20 protein-coding genes are annotated in these 19135 nt (G+C 54.4%); 15 read left to right on the top strand and 5 right to left on the bottom strand.

Going from position 1 to position 19135, the window contains the following annotated elements:
• Positions 1–19 precede the first annotated feature (19 nt).
• The 8 genes from CCASEI_RS09260 to dapA all read left to right on the top strand — a co-directional run bounded on the left by CCASEI_RS09260 (position 20) and on the right by dapA (position 8079).
• Positions 20–676: an MSMEG_4193 family putative phosphomutase gene (locus tag CCASEI_RS09260; protein ID WP_025387797.1), complete on the top strand. Its 657-nt coding sequence runs from the start codon at positions 20–22 to the stop codon at positions 674–676.
• Positions 673–1380, top strand: a complete 708-nt coding sequence (locus CCASEI_RS09255) for an SCO1664 family protein (protein WP_025387796.1) — start codon at positions 673–675, stop codon at positions 1378–1380. Before CCASEI_RS09260 ends, CCASEI_RS09255 begins: the two co-directional genes overlap by 4 nt.
• 89 nt (positions 1381–1469) lie before the next feature.
• Positions 1470–2234, top strand: coding sequence for an isocitrate lyase/PEP mutase family protein (locus CCASEI_RS09250; protein WP_025387795.1), 765 nt, complete (start codon positions 1470–1472; stop codon positions 2232–2234).
• 55 nt (positions 2235–2289) lie between these two features.
• Positions 2290–2778, top strand: coding sequence for an SRPBCC family protein (locus CCASEI_RS09245; RefSeq protein ID WP_006822851.1), 489 nt, complete (start codon positions 2290–2292; stop codon positions 2776–2778).
• Between the two features lie 303 nt (positions 2779–3081).
• Positions 3082–4659 carry an alanine/glycine:cation symporter family protein gene (locus tag CCASEI_RS09240; RefSeq protein WP_051461203.1) on the top strand — a complete coding sequence of 526 codons (1578 nt, stop codon included), beginning with the start codon at positions 3082–3084 and terminating at the stop codon, positions 4657–4659.
• Positions 4660–4731: 72 nt separating this feature from the next.
• Complete coding sequence (locus CCASEI_RS09235; protein ID WP_025387793.1) at positions 4732–5400, top strand: GntR family transcriptional regulator; 669 nt, start codon at positions 4732–4734, stop codon at positions 5398–5400.
• Positions 5401–5727: 327 nt separating this feature from the next.
• Positions 5728–7152: a flavin monoamine oxidase family protein gene (locus tag CCASEI_RS09230; RefSeq protein WP_025387792.1), complete on the top strand. Its 1425-nt coding sequence runs from the start codon at positions 5728–5730 to the stop codon at positions 7150–7152.
• Positions 7153–7179: 27 nt separating this feature from the next.
• The gene (gene dapA, locus CCASEI_RS09225; protein ID WP_025387791.1) at positions 7180–8079 is read left to right on the top strand and encodes a 4-hydroxy-tetrahydrodipicolinate synthase; all 900 of its coding nucleotides are present in this window, start codon (positions 7180–7182) and stop codon (positions 8077–8079) included.
• Between the two features lie 107 nt (positions 8080–8186).
• On the opposite strand, the gene CCASEI_RS09220 is transcribed toward dapA, so the two are convergent.
• On the bottom strand, positions 8187–8585 hold the full coding sequence (locus CCASEI_RS09220) for an OsmC family protein (protein WP_025387790.1): 399 nt from the start codon (positions 8583–8585) through the stop codon (positions 8187–8189).
• 79 nt (positions 8586–8664) lie between these two features.
• Between CCASEI_RS09220 and CCASEI_RS09215 the strand changes: the two genes are divergently transcribed.
• Positions 8665–9024, top strand: coding sequence for a zinc ribbon domain-containing protein YjdM (locus tag CCASEI_RS09215; protein ID WP_025387789.1), 360 nt, complete (start codon positions 8665–8667; stop codon positions 9022–9024).
• A 22-nt stretch (positions 9025–9046) separates the two neighbouring features.
• On the opposite strand, the gene CCASEI_RS09210 is transcribed toward CCASEI_RS09215, so the two are convergent.
• A complete protein-coding gene (locus CCASEI_RS09210) occupies positions 9047–9574 on the bottom strand; it encodes a MarR family winged helix-turn-helix transcriptional regulator (RefSeq protein ID WP_006822857.1) in 528 nt (175 codons plus the stop codon).
• 142 nt (positions 9575–9716) lie between these two features.
• On the opposite strand from CCASEI_RS09210, the gene CCASEI_RS09205 reads away from it, so the two are divergent.
• From CCASEI_RS09205 to CCASEI_RS15475, 4 genes are all read left to right on the top strand, one after another.
• Positions 9717–10958 carry an MFS transporter gene (locus tag CCASEI_RS09205; protein WP_006822858.1) on the top strand — a complete coding sequence of 414 codons (1242 nt, stop codon included), beginning with the start codon at positions 9717–9719 and terminating at the stop codon, positions 10956–10958.
• A gap of 349 nt (positions 10959–11307) precedes the next feature.
• Entirely contained in the window at positions 11308–11439 is a 132-nt protein-coding gene (locus CCASEI_RS15610) for a hypothetical protein (protein ID WP_006822859.1), read from the top strand.
• Positions 11436–12131: an MFS transporter gene (locus CCASEI_RS15480; protein ID WP_225868395.1), complete on the top strand. Its 696-nt coding sequence runs from the start codon at positions 11436–11438 to the stop codon at positions 12129–12131. Before CCASEI_RS15610 ends, CCASEI_RS15480 begins: the two co-directional genes overlap by 4 nt.
• Complete coding sequence (locus CCASEI_RS15475) at positions 12128–13228, top strand: MFS transporter (RefSeq protein WP_225868394.1); 1101 nt, start codon at positions 12128–12130, stop codon at positions 13226–13228. The genes CCASEI_RS15480 and CCASEI_RS15475 overlap by 4 nt, the downstream gene beginning before the upstream one ends.
• Here CCASEI_RS15475 and CCASEI_RS09195 read toward each other — a convergent pair.
• On the bottom strand, positions 13200–14168 hold the full coding sequence (locus tag CCASEI_RS09195; RefSeq protein ID WP_025387788.1) for an arsenic resistance protein: 969 nt from the start codon (positions 14166–14168) through the stop codon (positions 13200–13202). The two genes, CCASEI_RS15475 and CCASEI_RS09195, sit on opposite strands and share 29 nt — an antisense overlap.
• A 631-nt stretch (positions 14169–14799) precedes the next feature.
• Between CCASEI_RS09195 and CCASEI_RS09190 the strand changes: the two genes are divergently transcribed.
• Positions 14800–15165 (top strand): HigA family addiction module antitoxin, encoded by a 366-nt coding sequence (locus CCASEI_RS09190; RefSeq protein ID WP_025387787.1) that lies wholly within the window; start codon positions 14800–14802, stop codon positions 15163–15165.
• A 46-nt stretch (positions 15166–15211) separates the two neighbouring features.
• Here the strand turns inward: CCASEI_RS09190 and CCASEI_RS09185 are convergent, their stop codons facing one another.
• Together CCASEI_RS09185 and CCASEI_RS09180 are read right to left on the bottom strand one after the other, a co-directional pair.
• Positions 15212–16753, bottom strand: a complete 1542-nt coding sequence (locus tag CCASEI_RS09185; RefSeq protein ID WP_025387019.1) for an IS1634 family transposase — start codon at positions 16751–16753, stop codon at positions 15212–15214.
• A gap of 287 nt (positions 16754–17040) precedes the next feature.
• Positions 17041–18186, bottom strand: coding sequence for a DUF4185 domain-containing protein (locus CCASEI_RS09180; protein ID WP_025387786.1), 1146 nt, complete (start codon positions 18184–18186; stop codon positions 17041–17043).
• A gap of 301 nt (positions 18187–18487) precedes the next feature.
• Between CCASEI_RS09180 and pcp the strand changes: the two genes are divergently transcribed.
• Entirely contained in the window at positions 18488–19132 is a 645-nt protein-coding gene (gene pcp / locus CCASEI_RS09175; RefSeq protein ID WP_025387785.1) for a pyroglutamyl-peptidase I, read from the top strand.
• The last annotated feature ends 3 nt before the right edge of the window (positions 19133–19135 follow it).

Here is a 19135-nt window from a genome sequence, read left to right as displayed (position 1 = left end):
CTAAATATTTCTCGCGGGTATGCTGCATGGCATGAAGAAGGTAGAAGAATCCACTATCGTCTTGCTTATTCGTCATGGTCAGACTCCCACTACGGGTCAGATTTTGCCGGGCCGCACGCCGGGTTTGCATTTGTCGGAGCGCGGGCAGGAGCAAGCACGAGATGTGGCTTCGCGCTTGGAGGGTTTGGCGCTGGACGCTGTGTATTCCTCACCGATGGAGCGCGCGCAGGAGACGGCAGCGCCGACAGTGGCAGGGCAGGGATTGCAGTTGCTTGCCGATGCCAACCTCATCGAATGCGACTTCGGCCAATGGACTGGAGAAAAACTCACGGAGCTTAACAAACTTCCGGAGTGGAAGCAGGTGCAAAGCTCACCTTCCACGTTCCGTTTCCCCGAGGGTGAGAGCTTTACAGAGATGCAAGACCGCATGGTCAGCGCGGTAAAGGATATTGCCCAGCGGCATCCGGGGCAGGTTGTTGCAGCATTTAGCCATGCTGACACCATCAAAGCTGCCGTTGCGTATTTTGTGGGAACCCCATTGGATTCTTTTCAAAAAATCCACATTGACACCGCCTCGATTTCTGCAGTGGAATTCACTACAGAAGGTACGCGCATGTTGGTGACTAACTCCCGTACAGGTTCATTGTCTTATCTGCGTGAAGGTACAGCCTCGTGATGGAGCCACCTTTTGAACGAGAGCTGGAGATTCTCAACCACGGGGAAATGGGAATTGTCCAGCAGCTGGTGGAATCCAGCAACATTGGTTTCGTGGTGGACTTGGAGCTCAGGGAGGATTACGCCTGGGCAGTGTACAAACCGCAAGCGGGAGAGCAGCCGCTCTGGGACTTTCCGCCCGGATTGCATGCCCGCGAGCGTGCTGCCTTTGTGCTCAGTGAGCACTTAGGCTGGCATGTGGTTCCGCCGACGGTGATTGTCCGCGATGCCCCGGCCGGGGTCGGGTCGTTGCAGTGGTTTATCCATAACGATGGTGAGCACTATTTCCCGCTGGTCGATTCCCGGGAAGACCTGCATGAGCAGTTTCTGCGAATGGCCGTATTTGATTTGCTGTGCAATAACACAGATAGAAAATCCGGACACGTGCTGCTTGAAGGTGATCATATTTGGGGCATTGACCACGGGCTGTGTTTCTCCGTGGAGCCAAAATTACGCACAGTGATTTGGGAGTTTGGTGGGCACACCATTCCGGATGAGCTGATCGAGGCTGTTGAACCGCTTTTAACAGAAGTTCCGGAGGAGCTGTGGGAGCTTTTGCACCCGGTGGAGATTGAAGCTTTGCATCGACGGGCATCGCGAATTGTGCGTTTGCCGTTCCTACCGCGCCCGCGATCACACAGGCAGTTTCCGTGGCCGCTGGTGTGATTGAGGTTTTGGGTACAGTGGCTCCTAGACGCAGAAATTTCCTAAGCCTTGCGTATCTGCGCGGGGCTGTCACCGCGAAGGAGCATGAGATGTCTGACGTTAAAGCACTGGCCGCACAGTTCGCACAAGCACATGAATCGGGAAAGACTTTGGTTCTTCCGACCGCCTGGGACACTTGGTCCGCAGCGCTGGTAGAGGAAGCTGGATTTGAAGGGCTAACCGTCGGAAGCCACCCGGTAGCAGATGCGATTGGCAGCTCGGACGGTGAAAACATGGACTTCTCCGAGTACCTGAAAGTAGTGGCCAAGATTGCACTGAAGGTCAGTATCCCTGTCTCCGCAGACGTGGAATCCGGCTATGGACTCGAGCCTGCCGACCTGATCAACCGTCTGATTGAGGCAGGTGCAGTGGGTGCGAATATTGAAGATGTCGTGCACACCGAAGGCGACCGCGTCCGTGAAGCACAAGAGCACGCAGATTATATTGCCGCTGCACGTGAAGCAGCAGATGCAGCAGGTGTTGAATTCGTCATCAACGGTCGAACCGACGCGGTGCGCTTGGGCACTGATGTGTTTGAGGATCCGTTGGCGGAAGCCGCCAAGCGTATTCAACTGATGCAGCAGGCGGGTGCGCGTTCGGTGTACCCGGTCGCTTTGAAGTCAGCAGACCAAGTTCAGACTCTGATGGATGCTGTTTCTATTCCGCTCAACGTCACCGCCCACCCAGTTGATGGGCATGGTGCAGGGGACCTTGCCGCGTTGAAGGATCTCGGCGTGCGCCGCATTTCCTTTGGCCCGTTGTGGCAGAAGTGGCTGTCCGAAACCACTGCCGAGCAGTTCAAACAATGGGTTTAAACCCCGCGCATACCTCCCGGGGTTTAAAGGAATATGAGCTTAATAGGAGACAGAAGTGAAGTACACCGGATCCATTAAGAGTGACTTACCCCGAAAAGATGTAGTTCGCCTGATTTCAGATGCAGATTCCATCCCCAAGTGGCTACGCGGATTGAAAGAGCATGAGCCGTTGAGTGGCAACCACGGCGAGGTCGGTACTTCCTCGCGCATTGTGTTTGATACCGGTGGCCAAGAGATGGAAGCTACCGAAACCGTGGTGCGCCAAGAGCCTCAGGATTTAGAGAATCTGCAAGCCGCAGAGATTATTTATTACGACCGTGAGCTTGAAGCCGAAGGAATGTGGAGCATTTCCAAAGACCGCTTTATAGAGCTTGAGCCTGAGCGAACGTTATGGGAGAGCGAGAACGTGTATCGCTTTGATGGTGTGATGATGCGGGTGCTCGCACCTATTATGAAGGGTTCATTTCGCAAGCAGCAGCGCGTACATATGGAAGATTTTAAAGCTTTCGCCGAACGTGGAGTTGATGTCCGCGAGGCCGAGTAAACGTTTGATTTATTAGTTGTGAGTACTGTCCTTTAGATTTTCATCGTGCGGCGCTGGATTTTTGATTGTCCAGTGCCGCACGTCTGTGTTTTGTTCAGTGGTTGTGTCCTCGTGCGGGTGTCAGATGAATTGGGACACTGTAGGTACATCACCTGCGGATATTCCACACGATTTGTGATGTGTGATCACAAACATACATGCGCATGCGGGCTGATACAAGGCTTTGTCGAAAGTTTGTCGAATTTCCATACAAATGAAGAGAGTTTCCAGAAACTCCTTGACATATACGGAGATGTGTATAACATGAATTCATCCTCCGCGACGGGTGTCACCAACCGGATGGAAATGCTCATGAACCTATTGACTACGGTCAGTGACTGGATCTGGAATCCACTGGCATATTTTGCGTTGGCAGTCGGAGTCTTTTTCACTTTTGTAACCAAGGCAGTGCAGTTTCGTCGCTTGCCGGACATGATCCGGCAGCTCAAAGACAGTGAATCTGGCGATGGCGGCCTCTCCTCATTCCAGACTTTGGCTTTGACCTTGTCTTCCCGCGTTGGCTTCGGCAGTACCGCCGGTGTTGCAACCGCCATCGCTATGGGTGGTCCGGGCTCCATCATGTGGATGGCAGTCACCGGACTTCTTGGCTCTACCTGTGCCTATGTCGAAGCAGTGGTGGCGCAGCTCTACAAGCGCCGCGTGCATGGCGAAGACCGCGGCGGCATGCCGTACTACATCAAGTACAGCCTCAAGGCTCCGTGGCTCGCATTCATCGTCGCTCTCACCGCGATGATTGGCTACGGCTTCGTCTTCCCAGGCGTGCAATCCAACAACATTGCCTCGTCTGCACAACAGGCTTTCGGCATTGAGCCATGGGTAACGGGTCTAATCATCACCAGCCTGCTGGGCGTGGTTGTTGTCGGCGGTACCAAGCGCGTAGTTCAGGTTGCTCAGACCGTCGTTCCATTCATGGCAGTTGGCTACCTGCTCACCGCTTTGCTGCTCATCATTTTGAACATCGACAAGCTGCCGGATGCGATCATGCTGATTGTTAGCTCCGGCATGGGGCGGGACCACGTCTTCGGCGGCATTGTTGGTTACGCCGTCGCATGGGGCGTGCGTCGTGCGGTCTTTGCCTCTGCCACTGGCTTCGGTGAAGGTACCTTCGCTGCGGCGGCCGCGGATGCATCGCATCCTGGCAAGCAGGGCGTTATCCAGGCCTTTTCCATGTACATTTATCTGTTGCTCATCTGCATGGCTACCGGCATCATGGTGGTTCTCACCGACAGTTACCACGTCAAAGACGGGGCTGGAGAAATGATTGTGGACCATGTACCTGTTGCAATCGCGGGACCAAACTTTGTGCAGCACGCTATTGATTCCTCACTGCCTGGCTGGGGCGGTATTGCCGTGGCTATCGCGATTTTGCTCTTCGCGTTTACCTCCCAGGTGTTCTTCTTCTATGTGGCAATCACCAACTTGGTCTTCCTGCTCGGTGAAAAGCGCAGCATCTTCATGGAAAACGTTGTGAAGGTCGGCGCACTGGCTATATCCTTCATTGGTTCTGTTATCTCCGCGGACGCCATGTGGGCGGCTGGCGATATCGGCTATGGCCTGCTGGCCTGGCTGAATATGGCAGCGGTACTGCTGTTGACGCCGAAAGTCTGGAAGATTATCAATGACTATGACCGTCAACGCAAGGCTGGACTGGATCCGACCTTTGACCCGAAGGCCCTGGGCATTGAAGGTGCTGAATGGTGGGAGACTGTATTCGCTGAGCGTCAGGCTAAGAAGGCTGTTGCTGCTGCGGAGAAAGAGGCCCGAGAAAAGCGGATGAGGATGAATCTGAAGATTCCAACATCTTTGCGCGTGAAGAGGTAAGGCGCTCGAACTGAACTCATCGCGCTGATTCAAGGACAGGAGACAGGCATGGTGTTCGCTATAGTTGGCACCATGCCTCTTTCGAAACTTCAAGCCACTGCCCGGGTCGGCGATCAAGCTTATGACGCCTTGCATAACGCGATTGTGAAGGGGGAGTACGAGGCAGGCCGACGTCTTCAGATTCGAGATCTAGCTGCCGACCTGGGTATTAGCGTGATGCCTGTGCGTGAAGCCATCAAACGGCTTGAAGAGGTCGGGCTGGTTGAGACGCAGCCTTACCGCGGCGCCGTGGTCAAAGAACTTTCGCGTGATGAGCTTTTGCAGATTTACGCCGTGCGTGGACTACTTGAAGTCGAAGCGGCCCGCCTGGGCGCGCTAAACCTTGAAGCATCCGAGATTGCACACTTAAAGCAGCTCAATGACAAGCTGCGTGATGCCATAAAGCGCAATGACGTTATTGAGTATCTCAATCTAGATGAAGAGATGCTGACCATTGTGTATGCGGCATCAGGAAATGTCGTGCTTATGGATCACATCCGTTCGCTGTGGGACCGCTGCCGCTTTTTCAAGATTATGGGTGCGCGCGGTGAGCTGTCGGAAGATATCATCGCCAAGCTCTTGGAATATCAACCCGCGCTCATTGAAGCGGTGGAGGCAGGCGACTCTGCGGCTGCGGCGCAAGTTACCCAAGCGTCCATCGAATCGGCGATGCAGCGAATTACCGTCGCTTTGTCGCACTAAAACTCAAGAATTCTTCCCCTAGTGTCTTCCGATACCGGGGGATTTTTCTATGCTGTTTCAATTTCTTCAGCCTGCTTTAGAGCCTTGAACTGCGTGAAAGCGTCAAGGATGTGAATATTCAAAATACTTTTGACAAACCACTTGTGTGATTTGTCATCACAGATTGTCGTGTCCTGCAAGACAGTTAGGAATTCGAGTGATGACACTCATCAGCAGTGGCATTGAACTTTAAAAGAATTGCTGTCGAATACTTGAAGCTCGTGGCACTAGACGCACACACATCAAAACCACGAACTTTTCGGAAATCAAAGAGTAAGGAGCCATCCCATGAAGGATGCAATCATTATCGGTGGAGGATTAGCAGGTCTTTCCGCAGCATGGCGCTTGCGCCATTGGGATACCGCCATCTTGGAATCAAGCGAGCGCATTGGCGGTCGCATCCGCTCTGAAAAGCGCGGCGCATACTTCCTGAACTGGGGAGGTCACGTCTTTGGTGGTCGCGGAACATCCACCGATGTCCTACTATCAGAAACCGGTACCGGCTCCGTTGACGTTCCAGGCACGTTGGCAGGCACCCACATGAACGGCAAGGTGTTGCTCAAGGGCCCACTGCAGACCTACCCATTCCGCATCCCAATGAAGATGAGCGACCGTGCGGCAATGATCACAGCCGGCATGAAAGTCAGCAAGGATGTATTCCGCTACGCATCGGTTGTTCGCCGCCGCCCGAATGAAACAGGGGAGCAGCGCCAGCAGCGCATCTACGATTTCGAGAATGATCGCTGTTTCGCGGACTACCTCGGCAACATCGGTCCAGAAGCTGAAGCCTTGTTCACCCCAACAGTGACCCGCTCTGCTGGTGACCCGGATGAGATTTCTGCAGGCGCAGGCATCGGCTACTTCAGCTTGGTGTGGAACATCGGCCAAGGCCTGTCCAAGTCTATTTTGGGTGGCCCATCCACCTTGACTGAAACCATCGCCGCGGCACTTCGTGACCGCATTGAAACCGGTGCGCAGGTCCAAGAAGTCACTCAACACAAAGATCACGTTGTAGTGCGATACATCCAAGACGGTGTGGAAAAAGAGGAAACCGCACGCACCGCGATTATGGCAACGCCTGCAACTATCAGTCACAAGATTGGTGTGGACTTGCGTCCAGAGCTGCGCGCAGCTCTGGGCCAGGTCAAGTACGGTTCGTATGTTGCCGGTGCATTCTTGACCAATGAAACCTCATCACAGGTCTGGGATAGTGCCTATGGCATTGCAACTCCGAAGCGTTCCATGGCAGTGACCTTGAACTTGGGCAACATCGTTCGCGGTTCAGAGACCAGCCGCCAAAAGGGTGGAAGCATCATGTGCTTCTCCCCAGCAATCTTGGCCAATAACTTGCTGCCGCTCAGCGATGAAGAAATCACCGACATCTACGTCAGGGACCTGTCTGAAGTCCTGCCGGGTTTTGAATACATCATCGAAGAATCCCACATTCAGCGTTGGGAACTAGGCGCACCGTACTGCTTCCCAGGCCGTGCAAAGCTACAGGAAACGTTGATGAAGCCAGAAGAGCGAGTCTTCCTCGCCGGTGACTACCTCGGCTCCCTCTATACCGAAACTGCAATTACCTCGGCATTTACTGCCGCCGAGCGCGCGGCCAGCCTGTTGGCTCGCGAAAACCAGCCACGCAACACCACCGTGGCGGCAGCACCAGCCACATCCGCACCAGCTAGTGCCGCACCAAGCAACTCTGCAGCTTAATCACAACTTTCAAGGAGAAGGAGAATCATGACCAAAAAAGTAGAACTGCGCGGCGTACTGACCGCACTGTCCATCCCATTCGCAGACAACCAGGACGTTGCCGTTGACCTGCTGAAGAAGGTTGTTGACCGCTCCATCAACGGTGGCATCAACGGCGTTGTGGTTGGTGGATCGACCGGCGAATTTGCATCGCTGAGCAGCGAAGAGCGCATTGAACTGGTGGATACCGTGGTATCTCACACCGCTGGGCGCGTTCCTGTCATCGCGCAAACCGGTGCAACCACCACCCGCGAAGCAATCCGTTTGTCCAAGAAGGCACAAGACTCTGGCGCGGATGTTCTCATGCTGGTCACCCCTTACTACGAGCCATTGAGCTTGGATGAGACCACCAACTACATTCGCACTGTTGCGGATGCCGTTGAGCTGCCAGTCATGCTCTACAACATTCCGGGAGCCACCGGCGTGAACTTGGACGCAGACTCTGCAGGTTCCCTCGCGCGTGAATTCGACAACATTCACTACATCAAGGACTCTTCTGCCAACTGGGAGCAAGCGCTGCAGCTCATCCACCACCACTCGGATGCATTGGATACCATCATCGGTTGGGACAGCTACATCTACAGCGCGCTGGTCGAAGGCGCAGCCGGTGTCATGGCTGGCGCTGCCAATGTCATCCCAGAAGAAATCGTTGCTGTGGTCAAGCTGATTCAGGAAGGTCAGCTCGCAGAGGGGCTGAGCGCCTGGAACAAGGTCTACCCAGTTATTGATGCCATGATTTCTGAGCCATTCATCGCAGCTGTAAAGAAGGGCCTTGACCTGCAGGGCTTCCCCATCGGTCTGCCACGAGCACCGATGGCGGATATCTCCGAGGAAGCAACCGCACGCGTTGAAAAGGCACTGAAGAACCTTCACGCATACGCGCAGTAACTCGAACTCAACGAGTACTAATTAAAGCGTAACTGGAAAGCCCCTTTCCCCATGGCAGTTCGCAATGAACCGATGCCGTTCGGAAACGGGGCTTTCTTTGCGCTGGGTTAAGAAGCGGAGATATCCGTTTCGGTGTTGATTCCCTTGTTCAGTGATCGCTTCACAATGCACAGGCGTTCAATCTTCTTGGCGGCAGCCTTGATGATTTTCTCGCGCTCGGCATCATCCAATCCTTCGGTCTTAATCTGAAATTCGAAGAGCATATCGGTGATGAAGTTGTCGGCTTCGGTGGATTTAACGGATGCCTTGGCATCAAAATCGGCTCCCAGCATGTGTGATAGTTGCGCATCCGCAGAAAGGGAAGCGCAACCAAGCAGTGCTGCCTGCAAGAGCTCACCAGGGGAGAAGGCACCTGGGGTGCCATGAGGGGAAACCTTCAAAGAGGTGCCGTCCTGGTTTGTGACGGTGTATTCATTCTGATTCGTACGCGTTGCTTTCATAGCCATAAAGCCAGGCTAACAGAGCTCCTGCATTGTGGGGTGTGACCTGCGAAGTTGAATGTAGATCGGGTACTATTTGCAGATTATGTCTGACACTTTAGCTCCCTGCCCAGAATGCAGCAGTGAATTTACTTATGAAAACGCAGGCTTCCTAGTCTGCCCAATGTGCGCCCATGAATGGGTCGACGGTGAGGCTGGGGACGATGATGCGGCTGCTGCCGATGCAAGCGTCATCAAAGACTCAGTAGGAAATGTCCTCATTGACGGCGACTCCGTCAGCATCGTGAAAAGCCTCAAAGTTAAGGGCTCCAGCGCCATCAAGATTGGCACCAAAGTGAGCGGCATCCGAATTCTAGAAACCCCTGTTGATGGCCACGATATTGAAGCCAAGGTCCCTGGATTTGGGCAGATGCGCCTCAAGTCCAGCGTGGTGAAGAAGTCGTAGTTAAAACATCGACAAGCAATGCTCAAGCCTTGTGCTGGCGCGGCCATGGGAGCTCCAAGTAGCTCTCTAGGCTCTTATTGTGCTTGAGCATAAGACGCGCGAAGTCCTCAATATCTTTCGCGTCCCAATCCTTGTAAATCTTGCCCAAATCCTCGCGGCGCGCGCTGAGCTCGCGGCCCAAAGTGTCCATGCCGTTGGCGGTGGGGCGGTGCAGCTTGGCAGGATTCTCGGGGTCTTCGATTGTTTCAATCAGATCATTGGCAATTGCAGCTTTAAGCTGTCGATGCACCGTAGAAACATTCAAGCCAAAAGCCTCAGCGAGCTCATTGACCGTCATTGGGCCCTGGGCATCGAGGCGGGAGAGCAAAATCAGCGCGCTGCGATCCATGATGGTCTCGCGCTTAATCGCCGGTAAGTTCTGCGCGGCGTAGCGGGTCAGCAAAATGACCTCATAAGCAATCTGATCAAACACTTCCTGCTCAGACCCCGTTGGAGCCGTAGCTTTGTCTGAATCTTGTTGATTGTTGGCTTCTGGCGGTACTGCTGACATTGCTTAAACTCGCTCCCTAAAACGTGCTTGTGGGCTTAAGTAAAACTTATCCTAACAGGCCAGTTGCATGATGCAATAAAGGGGTATACCTTAATTGAGCATGCATTTTGCACGATGCAATAAATTTTGAGCAAGGAGAGACATGCATACAACTGAAGAGGCTACACTTTTTACACCAACTTTCGTGATGGGCTGGGTTGCCAACTTGCTGCAATTTCTGGTGTTTTACTTCCTGATTACCACCATGGCGCTGTATGCCATCAGGGATTTTAGTGCTTCGGAAACCGAAGCTGGCTTTGCCGCGAGTTCCATTGTTATTGGTGCAATCTTCTCCCGTTTTGTCTCGGGCTATATTATTGACCGCTTCGGCCGCCACAAGATTGTGTTGATCTCTGTCATCGCCACAACCCTTGCATGTGCACTGTATATCCCTATTGATTCCTTGCCATTTCTGTATGCCAACCGCTTCTTCCACGGCATTGCTTATGCTTTCTCCGTCACGGCGATCATGGCGATGGTGCAGGAACTTATTCCTTCCGCACGCCGCTCTGAGGGCACCGGCTACCTAGCGCTGGGAACAACCGTCTCTGCCGCATTGGGCCCAGCCCTGGCCCTGTTTGTTCTTGGCACATTTGATTACCAGATGCTGTTTGTGGTTGTCCTCGGCATTTCCATCATCTCTCTCATCGCGTCTGTCGTCATGTACTTCCGTACCTCTGAGGCAGAAGCAGAACTTGATGAAAATGGTCAGGGCCCAGCTCCGGCGAAGTTCAGCTTCAAGTCCATTGTAAATCCTAAGATTGTGCCTATCGGCATTTTTATTTTGCTGGTGGGCTTTGCCTACTCTGGCGTTATCGCGCATATCAACGCCTTTGCCGAAGAACGTAATGTTGTCGCTGGCGCTGGCCTGTTCTTCATCGCTTACGCGATTTCCATGTTTGTCATGCGCTCCTTCCTGGGCAAACTGCAAGACCACCGCGGTGACAACGTGGTCATTTACTTCGGCTTGTTCTTCTTTGTCGTCTCTTTCGTAGTGCTGTCTCTAGCTACCGCGAACTGGCACGTTGTTGTTGCAGGTCTTCTTGCAGGTTTGGGCTACGGCACCTTGATGCCTGCCGTTCAAGCCATCGCAGTCGGCGTGGTGGACAAGAGCGAATTCGGCTCCGCATTCTCCACCCTCTTCCTCTTCGTGGACATTGGATTTGGCTTCGGCCCAATCATCCTCGGAGCACTGAGCGAGTACATCGGCTTTGGCGCAATGTATGCCGTGCTTGCCGCCGTTGGCGTGTTCGCTGGAATCTTCTACCTGTGCACCCACGCACGCTCCGAGCGTGCCAAGAACGGTGTTGTTGAAAACGTTGAAAGCATGGCGCTTGTGAGCTAAGTAGTACTGTTCTTGCAGCAAACCTTGACAGGCTGCGCAGCGAATCTGGACTTCAGTGCGCAGCCTCTTTGTATCTAAGGCGCATAAAAGGCGTATAAACGGGCTCTATTTATGCTCAAATATTGAAGCATTTTTGTGCTCAATTTTGCGTGATTGACCTGCGTGGATTGGTTTTGGCTTATGCGAAAAGAAAATATCTGCTACCTTAATTGCTTGGCCAAAGTGGCCACCGTGATTCTTAGTTCTTGGCTTTGAATCTCATCGACGAAACGACACGCGAAGTCCCCGGCACCAGGACTTCTGACACGGCACGCTCGAGCAACACCATCGCTGATTGTCAGGAGACTCCATGGATTCAACCACCCATGTCCAAACAAAGCCCAAATCATCGCCAGGCTGGATGATTACCATCGCGGCGGCCGCAGCATTCTTGGCCACCTTCAATGAAACCTTCCTCAACGTCGCCTTGCGCCAATCATGAATGATTTCGGCGTCGACGTTAACACCGTGCAGTGGCTGACCACTGGCTACCTTTTGGTTGCTGCTGTATTCGTTCCGGTAGCCAACGTGCTGTACCGCCGGTTCCCAACCAAGTCACTGTTTATCACCGTTACCGCCATCATGGTTGTGGGCTCTGTTATCGGTGCTCTTGCACCAAACTTTGCTACCTTGCTCATCGGCCGTTTGCTGCAGGCAATCGGAACCGGTCTGCTGACCCCAATTGGCATGAACATCACCCTGGCTGTTTCACCACGTGAAAAGCTCGGCATGAACATGGGCATCATGGCTGCTATGACCACGCTCGGCCCATCACTGGCCATCGTGCTGTCTGGTGCAATGCTTACCATCGCGCCATGGCGCACCCTGATGTGGGTATTCGCCGTGCTGGTAGTCCTCGTGCTGATTGCTGGTGCAATCATTCTCTACACCGTAGTGGAACTCGGCCGCCCAGTCCTGGACGTTGCTTCCTTCCTGCTCATCGCAGTCGCACTGATCGGCATTCTCTATGGCGTATCCGCTGTATTCGGCGGCAACATCCTGGTCTCCGGTGGTGCCATCATCGTTGGTCTGCTCTTCCTGTGGGCATTCATTATGCGCCAAAACCGCATTGAAAACCCACTGATCGATCTTCGCCCATTCAGTCTGCAGCGTTTAACCGCGGCGTCGCCATGACCATGCTCGGTCTGCTGTTTGTCTTCGCAATGAACGTCATCATCCCACTCTTCCTGCAGGCAGCACGCGGCACCGCACCATTGGCAGCATCCCTGACCCTGGCACCAGATATCTTGTTGACTGTTGTTCTTGGCCCAATCGCCGGCCGCTGGTTCGACCGCTTCGGAGGCCGTGTCTCCATCCCTCTGGGCTTCATCGCCATGGCAGTATTCGTTGGACCCGTTGGTCTTGCGGCTGGTCAGACCTCACTGGTTATCTTCGGTGCGCTTTATGTTCCAGCAGTTCTGGCGACCGCTTTCGTTATCGGCCCTGCACAGACCTTCGCGCTGTCTAGCCTGGACCAGGAATCCAGGCCACACGGTGTCACGGTTGTTTCCACCAGCTTCCAGATCGCTGGCGGCGTCGGCACCTCGCTGGCAGCAGGCATCTACGGCATGGTCAGCCAGGCACAGATGACCTCCGGCAACAATGAAGTTGATTCCCTCATCACCGGCTTCCGCGCTGCGGTCGCATTGGTCATTGTTACCTCCCTTATCGGTGCCTACCTTGCTATTCGTGCGTACTCTGCGCGTAAGCCTCAGGCCGCACAGCCAGAGGCACCACAGGTTGAATCCACCGGCACCGTTGCAGGTTTGATGAAGACCGATGTCTACCGCATCAAGTCTGAGAGCACCGTGCTGGAGGCACTGTACAAGTTCACTTCCTTGGGCATTTCCGGCGCGCCTATTGTGGACCAAGACAACCGCCTGGTTGGTTTCATCTCAGATGGCGATATTCTGCGCTACCTGTCCGCCGCGCACCCAAGCTCCGCCAACATCTACTCCTTCGCCATCGGCGCGGACAAGGATTTGGAGCAGGCAATGCAGGAGCTTGGACAGCTCAACGTCATGCGTCTTGCCACCAAGGACGTTATTTCCCTGCCTCACACCGCAACAGTTGCGGATGCAGTCGCAGCGCTTTCCGATGCCAACCTGAAGAAAGCCCCAGTCACCAACGACCAGGGCCACATGGTTGGAATCGTGAGCCGCTCCGCTATCAACCGCTTGGCAATCTCTAGCTACCTAGAGGCTAAGCACGAAGAGAAGCTGACTGTTTAATAACCCGGGGTAGCGCCCAGATCATGACCACCATGATGAGGAGCTCTACCAAGGTTTGCGTCACAACCACTAGCGGCGCTAGCGCGAACTGCGCTGGCAACGCCAAAACCAGCGGCAAAATGACCAGCGAATTTCTGGTTACTCCGCTAAAAATCATCGCGCGCTGTGCTGGAACATCCAGCCCCGCTGCGCGTGATACCACCGCACCAATAACCGCCATGCTGGCCGCAAAAGCCACATAGAGCGGAATCAAGCCTACGAGCTTGGAAATTTGGTGCGAGACTCCTGAAATCTGCGATGCCACGACGATGGCTAACGTGGCTATCATCAACGGCACCATCGCAGCGGAGACAATCGCCTCAAGCTTTCTTCCCCACGCTGTCCGTGCGGCCGCGAATTGTGTGAGCCCCGCAGCAAGAAGCGGAAGAACAATAAGAAGAACAAAAGCTTCTACAAAGGGCGCGAAATCGACTGAGCGTACAAACTCCGTTCCGACAAACAGCCATAGATACAGCGGCAAGGCTACCATTTGCCCAAGCATGAGCAGGGGAGTCGCCGAGAGCAACCGCTCACTGGCACCGCCGGCAAGATGCGAAAAGACAATGACATAGTCAATGCACGGCGCCAGAAGCACAAAGAGCACGCCGACGAGTAGGACGTGGTCCGCCGCGATAAAGCGAGTCAATCCCCACACCACCAGCGGAACCAAGACGAAATTCAGTGCGAAAAGTACACCCAGAAACCTCAAGTCTCTAAGGCCCTGGCCGATTCTGTTTAAAGGCACCGCCAAGAACGCGGCATAAAGCAGCAGCCCCAAGACCGGGTTAATGGCCACTTCAAGCGCCGGTGCAGCCGCGGGCATTCCCAGTCCCACTACCGCGCCACACGCCAATGCGGCCAAGTACAGCCAAATCTGGTGCTTTTCCAGCCACGCAATCATGATTATCCCCTTCGCTTCTCGTGGGGAGTATACGGATAACACCCTGAACGAAATTCTTCTGTATTCGGCTACGCGCCACCAAAAGTCCGTCATTTTGTTCAACACTTCAAAATCGACAATTCACCCGCCCGTATAGGGGGAGCGCTTCGGGGCCCTACCCCTTGATTGAGGTAGTTAGCGAAGTTCGCGCCAAAAGGTTGATGGAAACTTTCTAAATGCGAACTAGGCTGCTGCGAAGATTGAGAAAAACCCGGTATCGAACACTTTTGGTAACGAATGTTTGCTAACTAATATGTTCAGAGCTCAATGCTTTTGTCGTTAAAGTGTTGAATATTGGATATGTGATGTGTAATTCATGGCCGCTGCACATGTGGCCCTTGCTTTGTTTTTAATAGTTTGGCTCGCTCTATTCTTCCCAATGATTAATGTGTATAGTTTTGATTGAAAAAGTTCCTACATGAGGGTGTGGAGCCCTGTCTCAATAAAGTTATGTATCCGTTATTGGACTTTAAAGGTCTAGTTTAATCTTGACGTCGACGCGGTCTGAATTTCTTAAGAAAGTGCCGTCTGCCTGCTGTAATACATTCGTTATACTCGCGAAAGACTGGCCTGTTTCGATACGGTGGAACAAATGAAACACGAATATGAAGGCAACGACTTGGAGGTAGACATGTTAGCTTCTGCATCACTGGGTGAGCTTCTGCAAGAGGAGTTTTTGGACCGTTTCGGCATGAATGTTCACCATTTGGCGCTTGCAATCAACATGCCTGTTGAACAACTTGAAGAAGCAATGTCCGGAAACAATCGTTTGTGCGCTGAACTCGCCCTGCGACTCAGCCGGTACTTCGGTACCTCGGCTCATTTCTGGATGAGCATTGATGCACACCACTCGCTTGAGATAGCGCGCCAGCAACTGGGCGACAGCCTCTTTGATATTCAACCGCATGGTCGTTCCATCTTTGATGGTGGCGAGAATTTAGCAGTAGTGAAGAAATAGTCTTCTTTAGGCAAGGTGCGCACCGCGTCACCTGACTTGGCTCAGATTAGTACGGTGTTCCCACGGCACGGCGCCGAATATCGCTCACGATTTCTACTAACTCCGGCGGTAGCGGCACTGCCGCGACCGCCTCGTGCCCGCCGACATTGATCCGCATCTCCCGGTAACCACGCAGCGTCTGCACCAGTTTCTTCAACGACCACCCCGATGCCGACTCCAGCCAACGACCCACCGCCAACGCCGCCATCACCACCGTCAGGTGAGCATCAATCGACTGCTTGAGCGTGTGGAAGATCGGTCGGGCCTTCAGATCCGACTTCGCCATCCGGAATGACCGCTCAATCTGAAACAACCGCCGGTAGTAGCCGATGATCACCATCGGATCCTCATCCAACCTGCTGGTCACGTAGGCTTTGATCCCTGCCAGCTCGCGGTGCTGGGAAGCGAGTTCGAGGTTGACTTCCTTGGTCGTCTTTCCCATTTTCACGTACCGGTTGCGCTTGACCGGGGTCTTTCCTTCTGCGATGTTGCGGGCCTTGCGCAGTGACTCGTCAATCCCCTTGACGGTCCGGCGGGCTCGGTCGGCGGAGTAGTGGTAGATCGTCCGTGACGGTCGGATCCCCTTGGCCGGGTCGCCGGGATCCCGGCTGACCCAGATCTGATCGTGGGTGTACTCGACCCCGGGATGGTCGTTGCGCCACTTCCAGATCGGGTACGGCAACTCCCTGGTCTTGCCACCCAGGACATATGACAGGCCGGCGGCGTCCAGGTCCCGCCGGTTGGCCTCACTGATCATCCCGGCGTCGGCGACGACGGTGACGTCATGCAGGTCGTAGGTGTCCATGAACGCTTCCACCGAGGGAAGGAACGTCTTCGTTTCCGCCCTGTTCCCTTCAAAAGCCTGGATGCGCAGTGGGAACCCGTTCACGTCAGTGAGCATGCCGACGGTGATCTGCGGATCAATCCGGCGCTCCTTACTGAACCCGGGCTCACGGAACCCGTCACCTTCGTCAGCTTCCCAGTAGAGGGTGGTTACGTCGTAGAGCACCAGTGACGTCGGCCCGATGCCCGCATGATCAGCGCACACGGCGGTGACCGCGTCGCGGAACTCGTCAGTGGCGTAGCGAGGCAGTCGGCGCTTAATCGTCGAGTAACTCGCCGAGGTTGCTCCGGCTTCGGCCAGCACACGGATGGAGTCGTACTTCGAGCCTGGCTGCAGGATCCGGGCGGTGACCAGGCCAGCGAACACGTCATCATTGTCGGCAGCAACGTCCAGGCCGATTGCCCTATAGGCGGTGTCGATCGCGTCGAGCAGGTAGCCGGAGCGTTGTGCGGTGACCTCCCACGGTTGCTCTTCGGTGCCTGTCCCACGGACTGCTGGGATATCGGTGACGTCGAGGTCCAGGCCGAGTTCGAGCTGGTTGCCCTGGAGTCGTCGGGCGGCTTCGGCCTTCAGCGCGGCAAGTTCGGCGTCGGTGTGGGCTGAGCCGAGGTGTTCCATCGAGGTCGCACCACCAGCGTAGGAGTAGATGATCTGCACCGCAGTAGCCCCGGAGGCGGTGGTCACGGTGCGGATCCTGGGCTGCATGTTCAGGAGTCTACCGGTCCAGGACTGACTGTTTAGTACGGTTTCTCGCCGAATTCCGCCGAAGCCCCGCAGGTCACGGACTTAGATGACGTGACAACACCGAAACGTGAGCCAAGTCAGGTAGTGAAGAAATAGTCTTCTTTAGGCAAGGTGCGCACCGCGTCACCCTTCCTAGAAAACGCAAAAACCTCTTGGTGAACAAATTTTGTTCGTCCCAAGAGGATTTATTTCTGCGTGGCGTAGAGCTACTGTCTAGGTTTCGAAGCCTAGGATTCACAGGCCAGGTATTAACGCAAAGGCACAACCGTGATGTCTTCAGGGAGTGTCTCAACTGACTCACCCTGGGTGGCTGCGGACTGCTGTTGTAGCTCGGTGTTTGGAGCCTCCGATACCTCGATGACATCCTGGTTTCCGCGCGCGGATTCATCCATCTGCGGCGCCATCCGCAGCATCGTGTTGGTTTGCGGCGTCACGCCGAAGAACTTATCCAAGCCCTTAACGTTGAACTGCGTGGAGTTATAGCGGGAGTCATCGCTGGTCTTCCACTGGGAAACTACCAAGTCCATGTGGCCCAGTGTGGAGCCTGGAACAATGTAGGCGCCATAGAGCTGTGAGAAGTTATTTTCGTCCTGGGTCTGGTTCCAGGGACCGGACACCACGACATCGGCAGGTTTAATCGCATTCCAATCGGTGTCGATTTCTCTAGAGATTCGCACCTCAATTGCCATGCGCTGCTCATTAAACATCGCCAAGACCCAGTGGCCCTCGATGTAGCGCAGGTTTAGCTCACCCGCGCGCACATCGGTGGACAAGATTGGCTTGCCAATCTTTCCCGTCCACTGACCAGTATCCCGCTGGAAATACTCCCACTTGCCATAATTTGCGATGTCTTCTGGCTTAAAGCGCTGCAAGTAGACATCATCTTTGCGCTGGAACTGCGTCGAAGCTTGATAAATGTATCCATCCGGACCTTCTGCCCAGGAAATCAGGTTGGTCATCCCAGAGTTGAAGCCTGGCTTGGCAGTTCCAATTCGGTCCCAGTTCTGGCCATTGTCCGTCGAACGCCAAATATGAGTCTGCAGCACGTTGCCAATCCCACGCACACGCATTCCCTGCATGTACAAAGTGCCATCAATGTTGATGATGTCCGACGGAATAACCGTCAAGATGCCGTCTTCGGGGATATCCACCAGCTCTTGTGCGATATCGCCTTCATTGAGCGGGCGCAAAATCTTGATGCGGCCATTTTGCTTCACGCCCACAACACCAGGGATACGGATCCAGTCACCATTGCCCAGCTTGTTGCCGCGCCAAGAATCACCGAAGATGATGGCAATCTCCTCGCCCTCACCAAATTGCGCCATAACGCCCAAGTCGCCGACCAACAGGCCGATTTCTTCCGAAAGCTCGGGCCCCAGCAGATCCCCAATCAAGGTGGTATCAATGCCGGGGGAGACTTCCTGAGCGTGGCCATTTCCGCCACCGCCATTGTTTCCGGAACTACTCGAAGATCCAGAGGAGCTTCCAGAAAACAGAGAAGACATCGAGCTTTGGGCGGTTGCCACCGGCGCAAGCGTCGCGCTCAGCGCAACAACCGCCGCCGTGGCAAGAATTGGACTGAGGGACTTTTTGCTCATTTAAAACTCCGGTCTATTCGGCGCTAAACAAATTCCACAGTACAAACTATCAGCCCAATTAACGCTGCGTAAGGTTTAGTTCCCCTAGGGTAGAGACATGGTCCGCACAATCCTTGTCACAGCTTTTGATGCTTTCGGCGGCGAAGACATCAATCCTTCGCTCGAAATCGCGCGCCGCCTGCCCCACAATATTGGCGATACGCACATCATTACGTCCGAGATTCCCACCGAGTTTGCGCTGGCAGCAAAGGTGGCGCGGCAGAACATCGACAAGCATATGCCCGACGCCGTTGTCTGCCTCGGCCAAGCCGGCGGTCGCCACGCGATTACGCCCGAGCGCGTCGCGATTAACCTCATCGACGCACCAATCGCGGACAACGCGGGAGCGTTGCTTGTAGATGCCCCCATTAATCCCGCCGGGCCCACCGCCTACTTTGCCACGCTGCCGGTGAAATCCATGGTGCAAGCCATCCGTGCACACAACATTCCGGCGGAGCTTTCCACCACCGCCGGCACGTTTGTCTGTAATTTCCTGATGTATTCGGTGCTGGATTATCTCGCGTCCTCTGACTTAGATATTCTCGCTGGATTTATCCATGTTCCTTATATACCGGAGCAACACCAGCAACCTGCCGTGCCTCTCGATGACCTGGTTGCCGGCATCACCGCCGCGCTTGGAGCCCTCATCGCGGACGAACCTGACGAACCTACGGGCGATTCGCTGCTTGGCAATCTGCATTAGGCG

This window comes from Corynebacterium casei LMG S-19264 (genome assembly GCF_000550785.1).
Taxonomy (GTDB): Bacteria; Actinomycetota; Actinomycetes; order Mycobacteriales; family Mycobacteriaceae; genus Corynebacterium; species Corynebacterium casei.
Note: the sequence above shows the minus strand (reverse complement) of the source record. Positions and strands in the feature narration are given on the sequence as shown.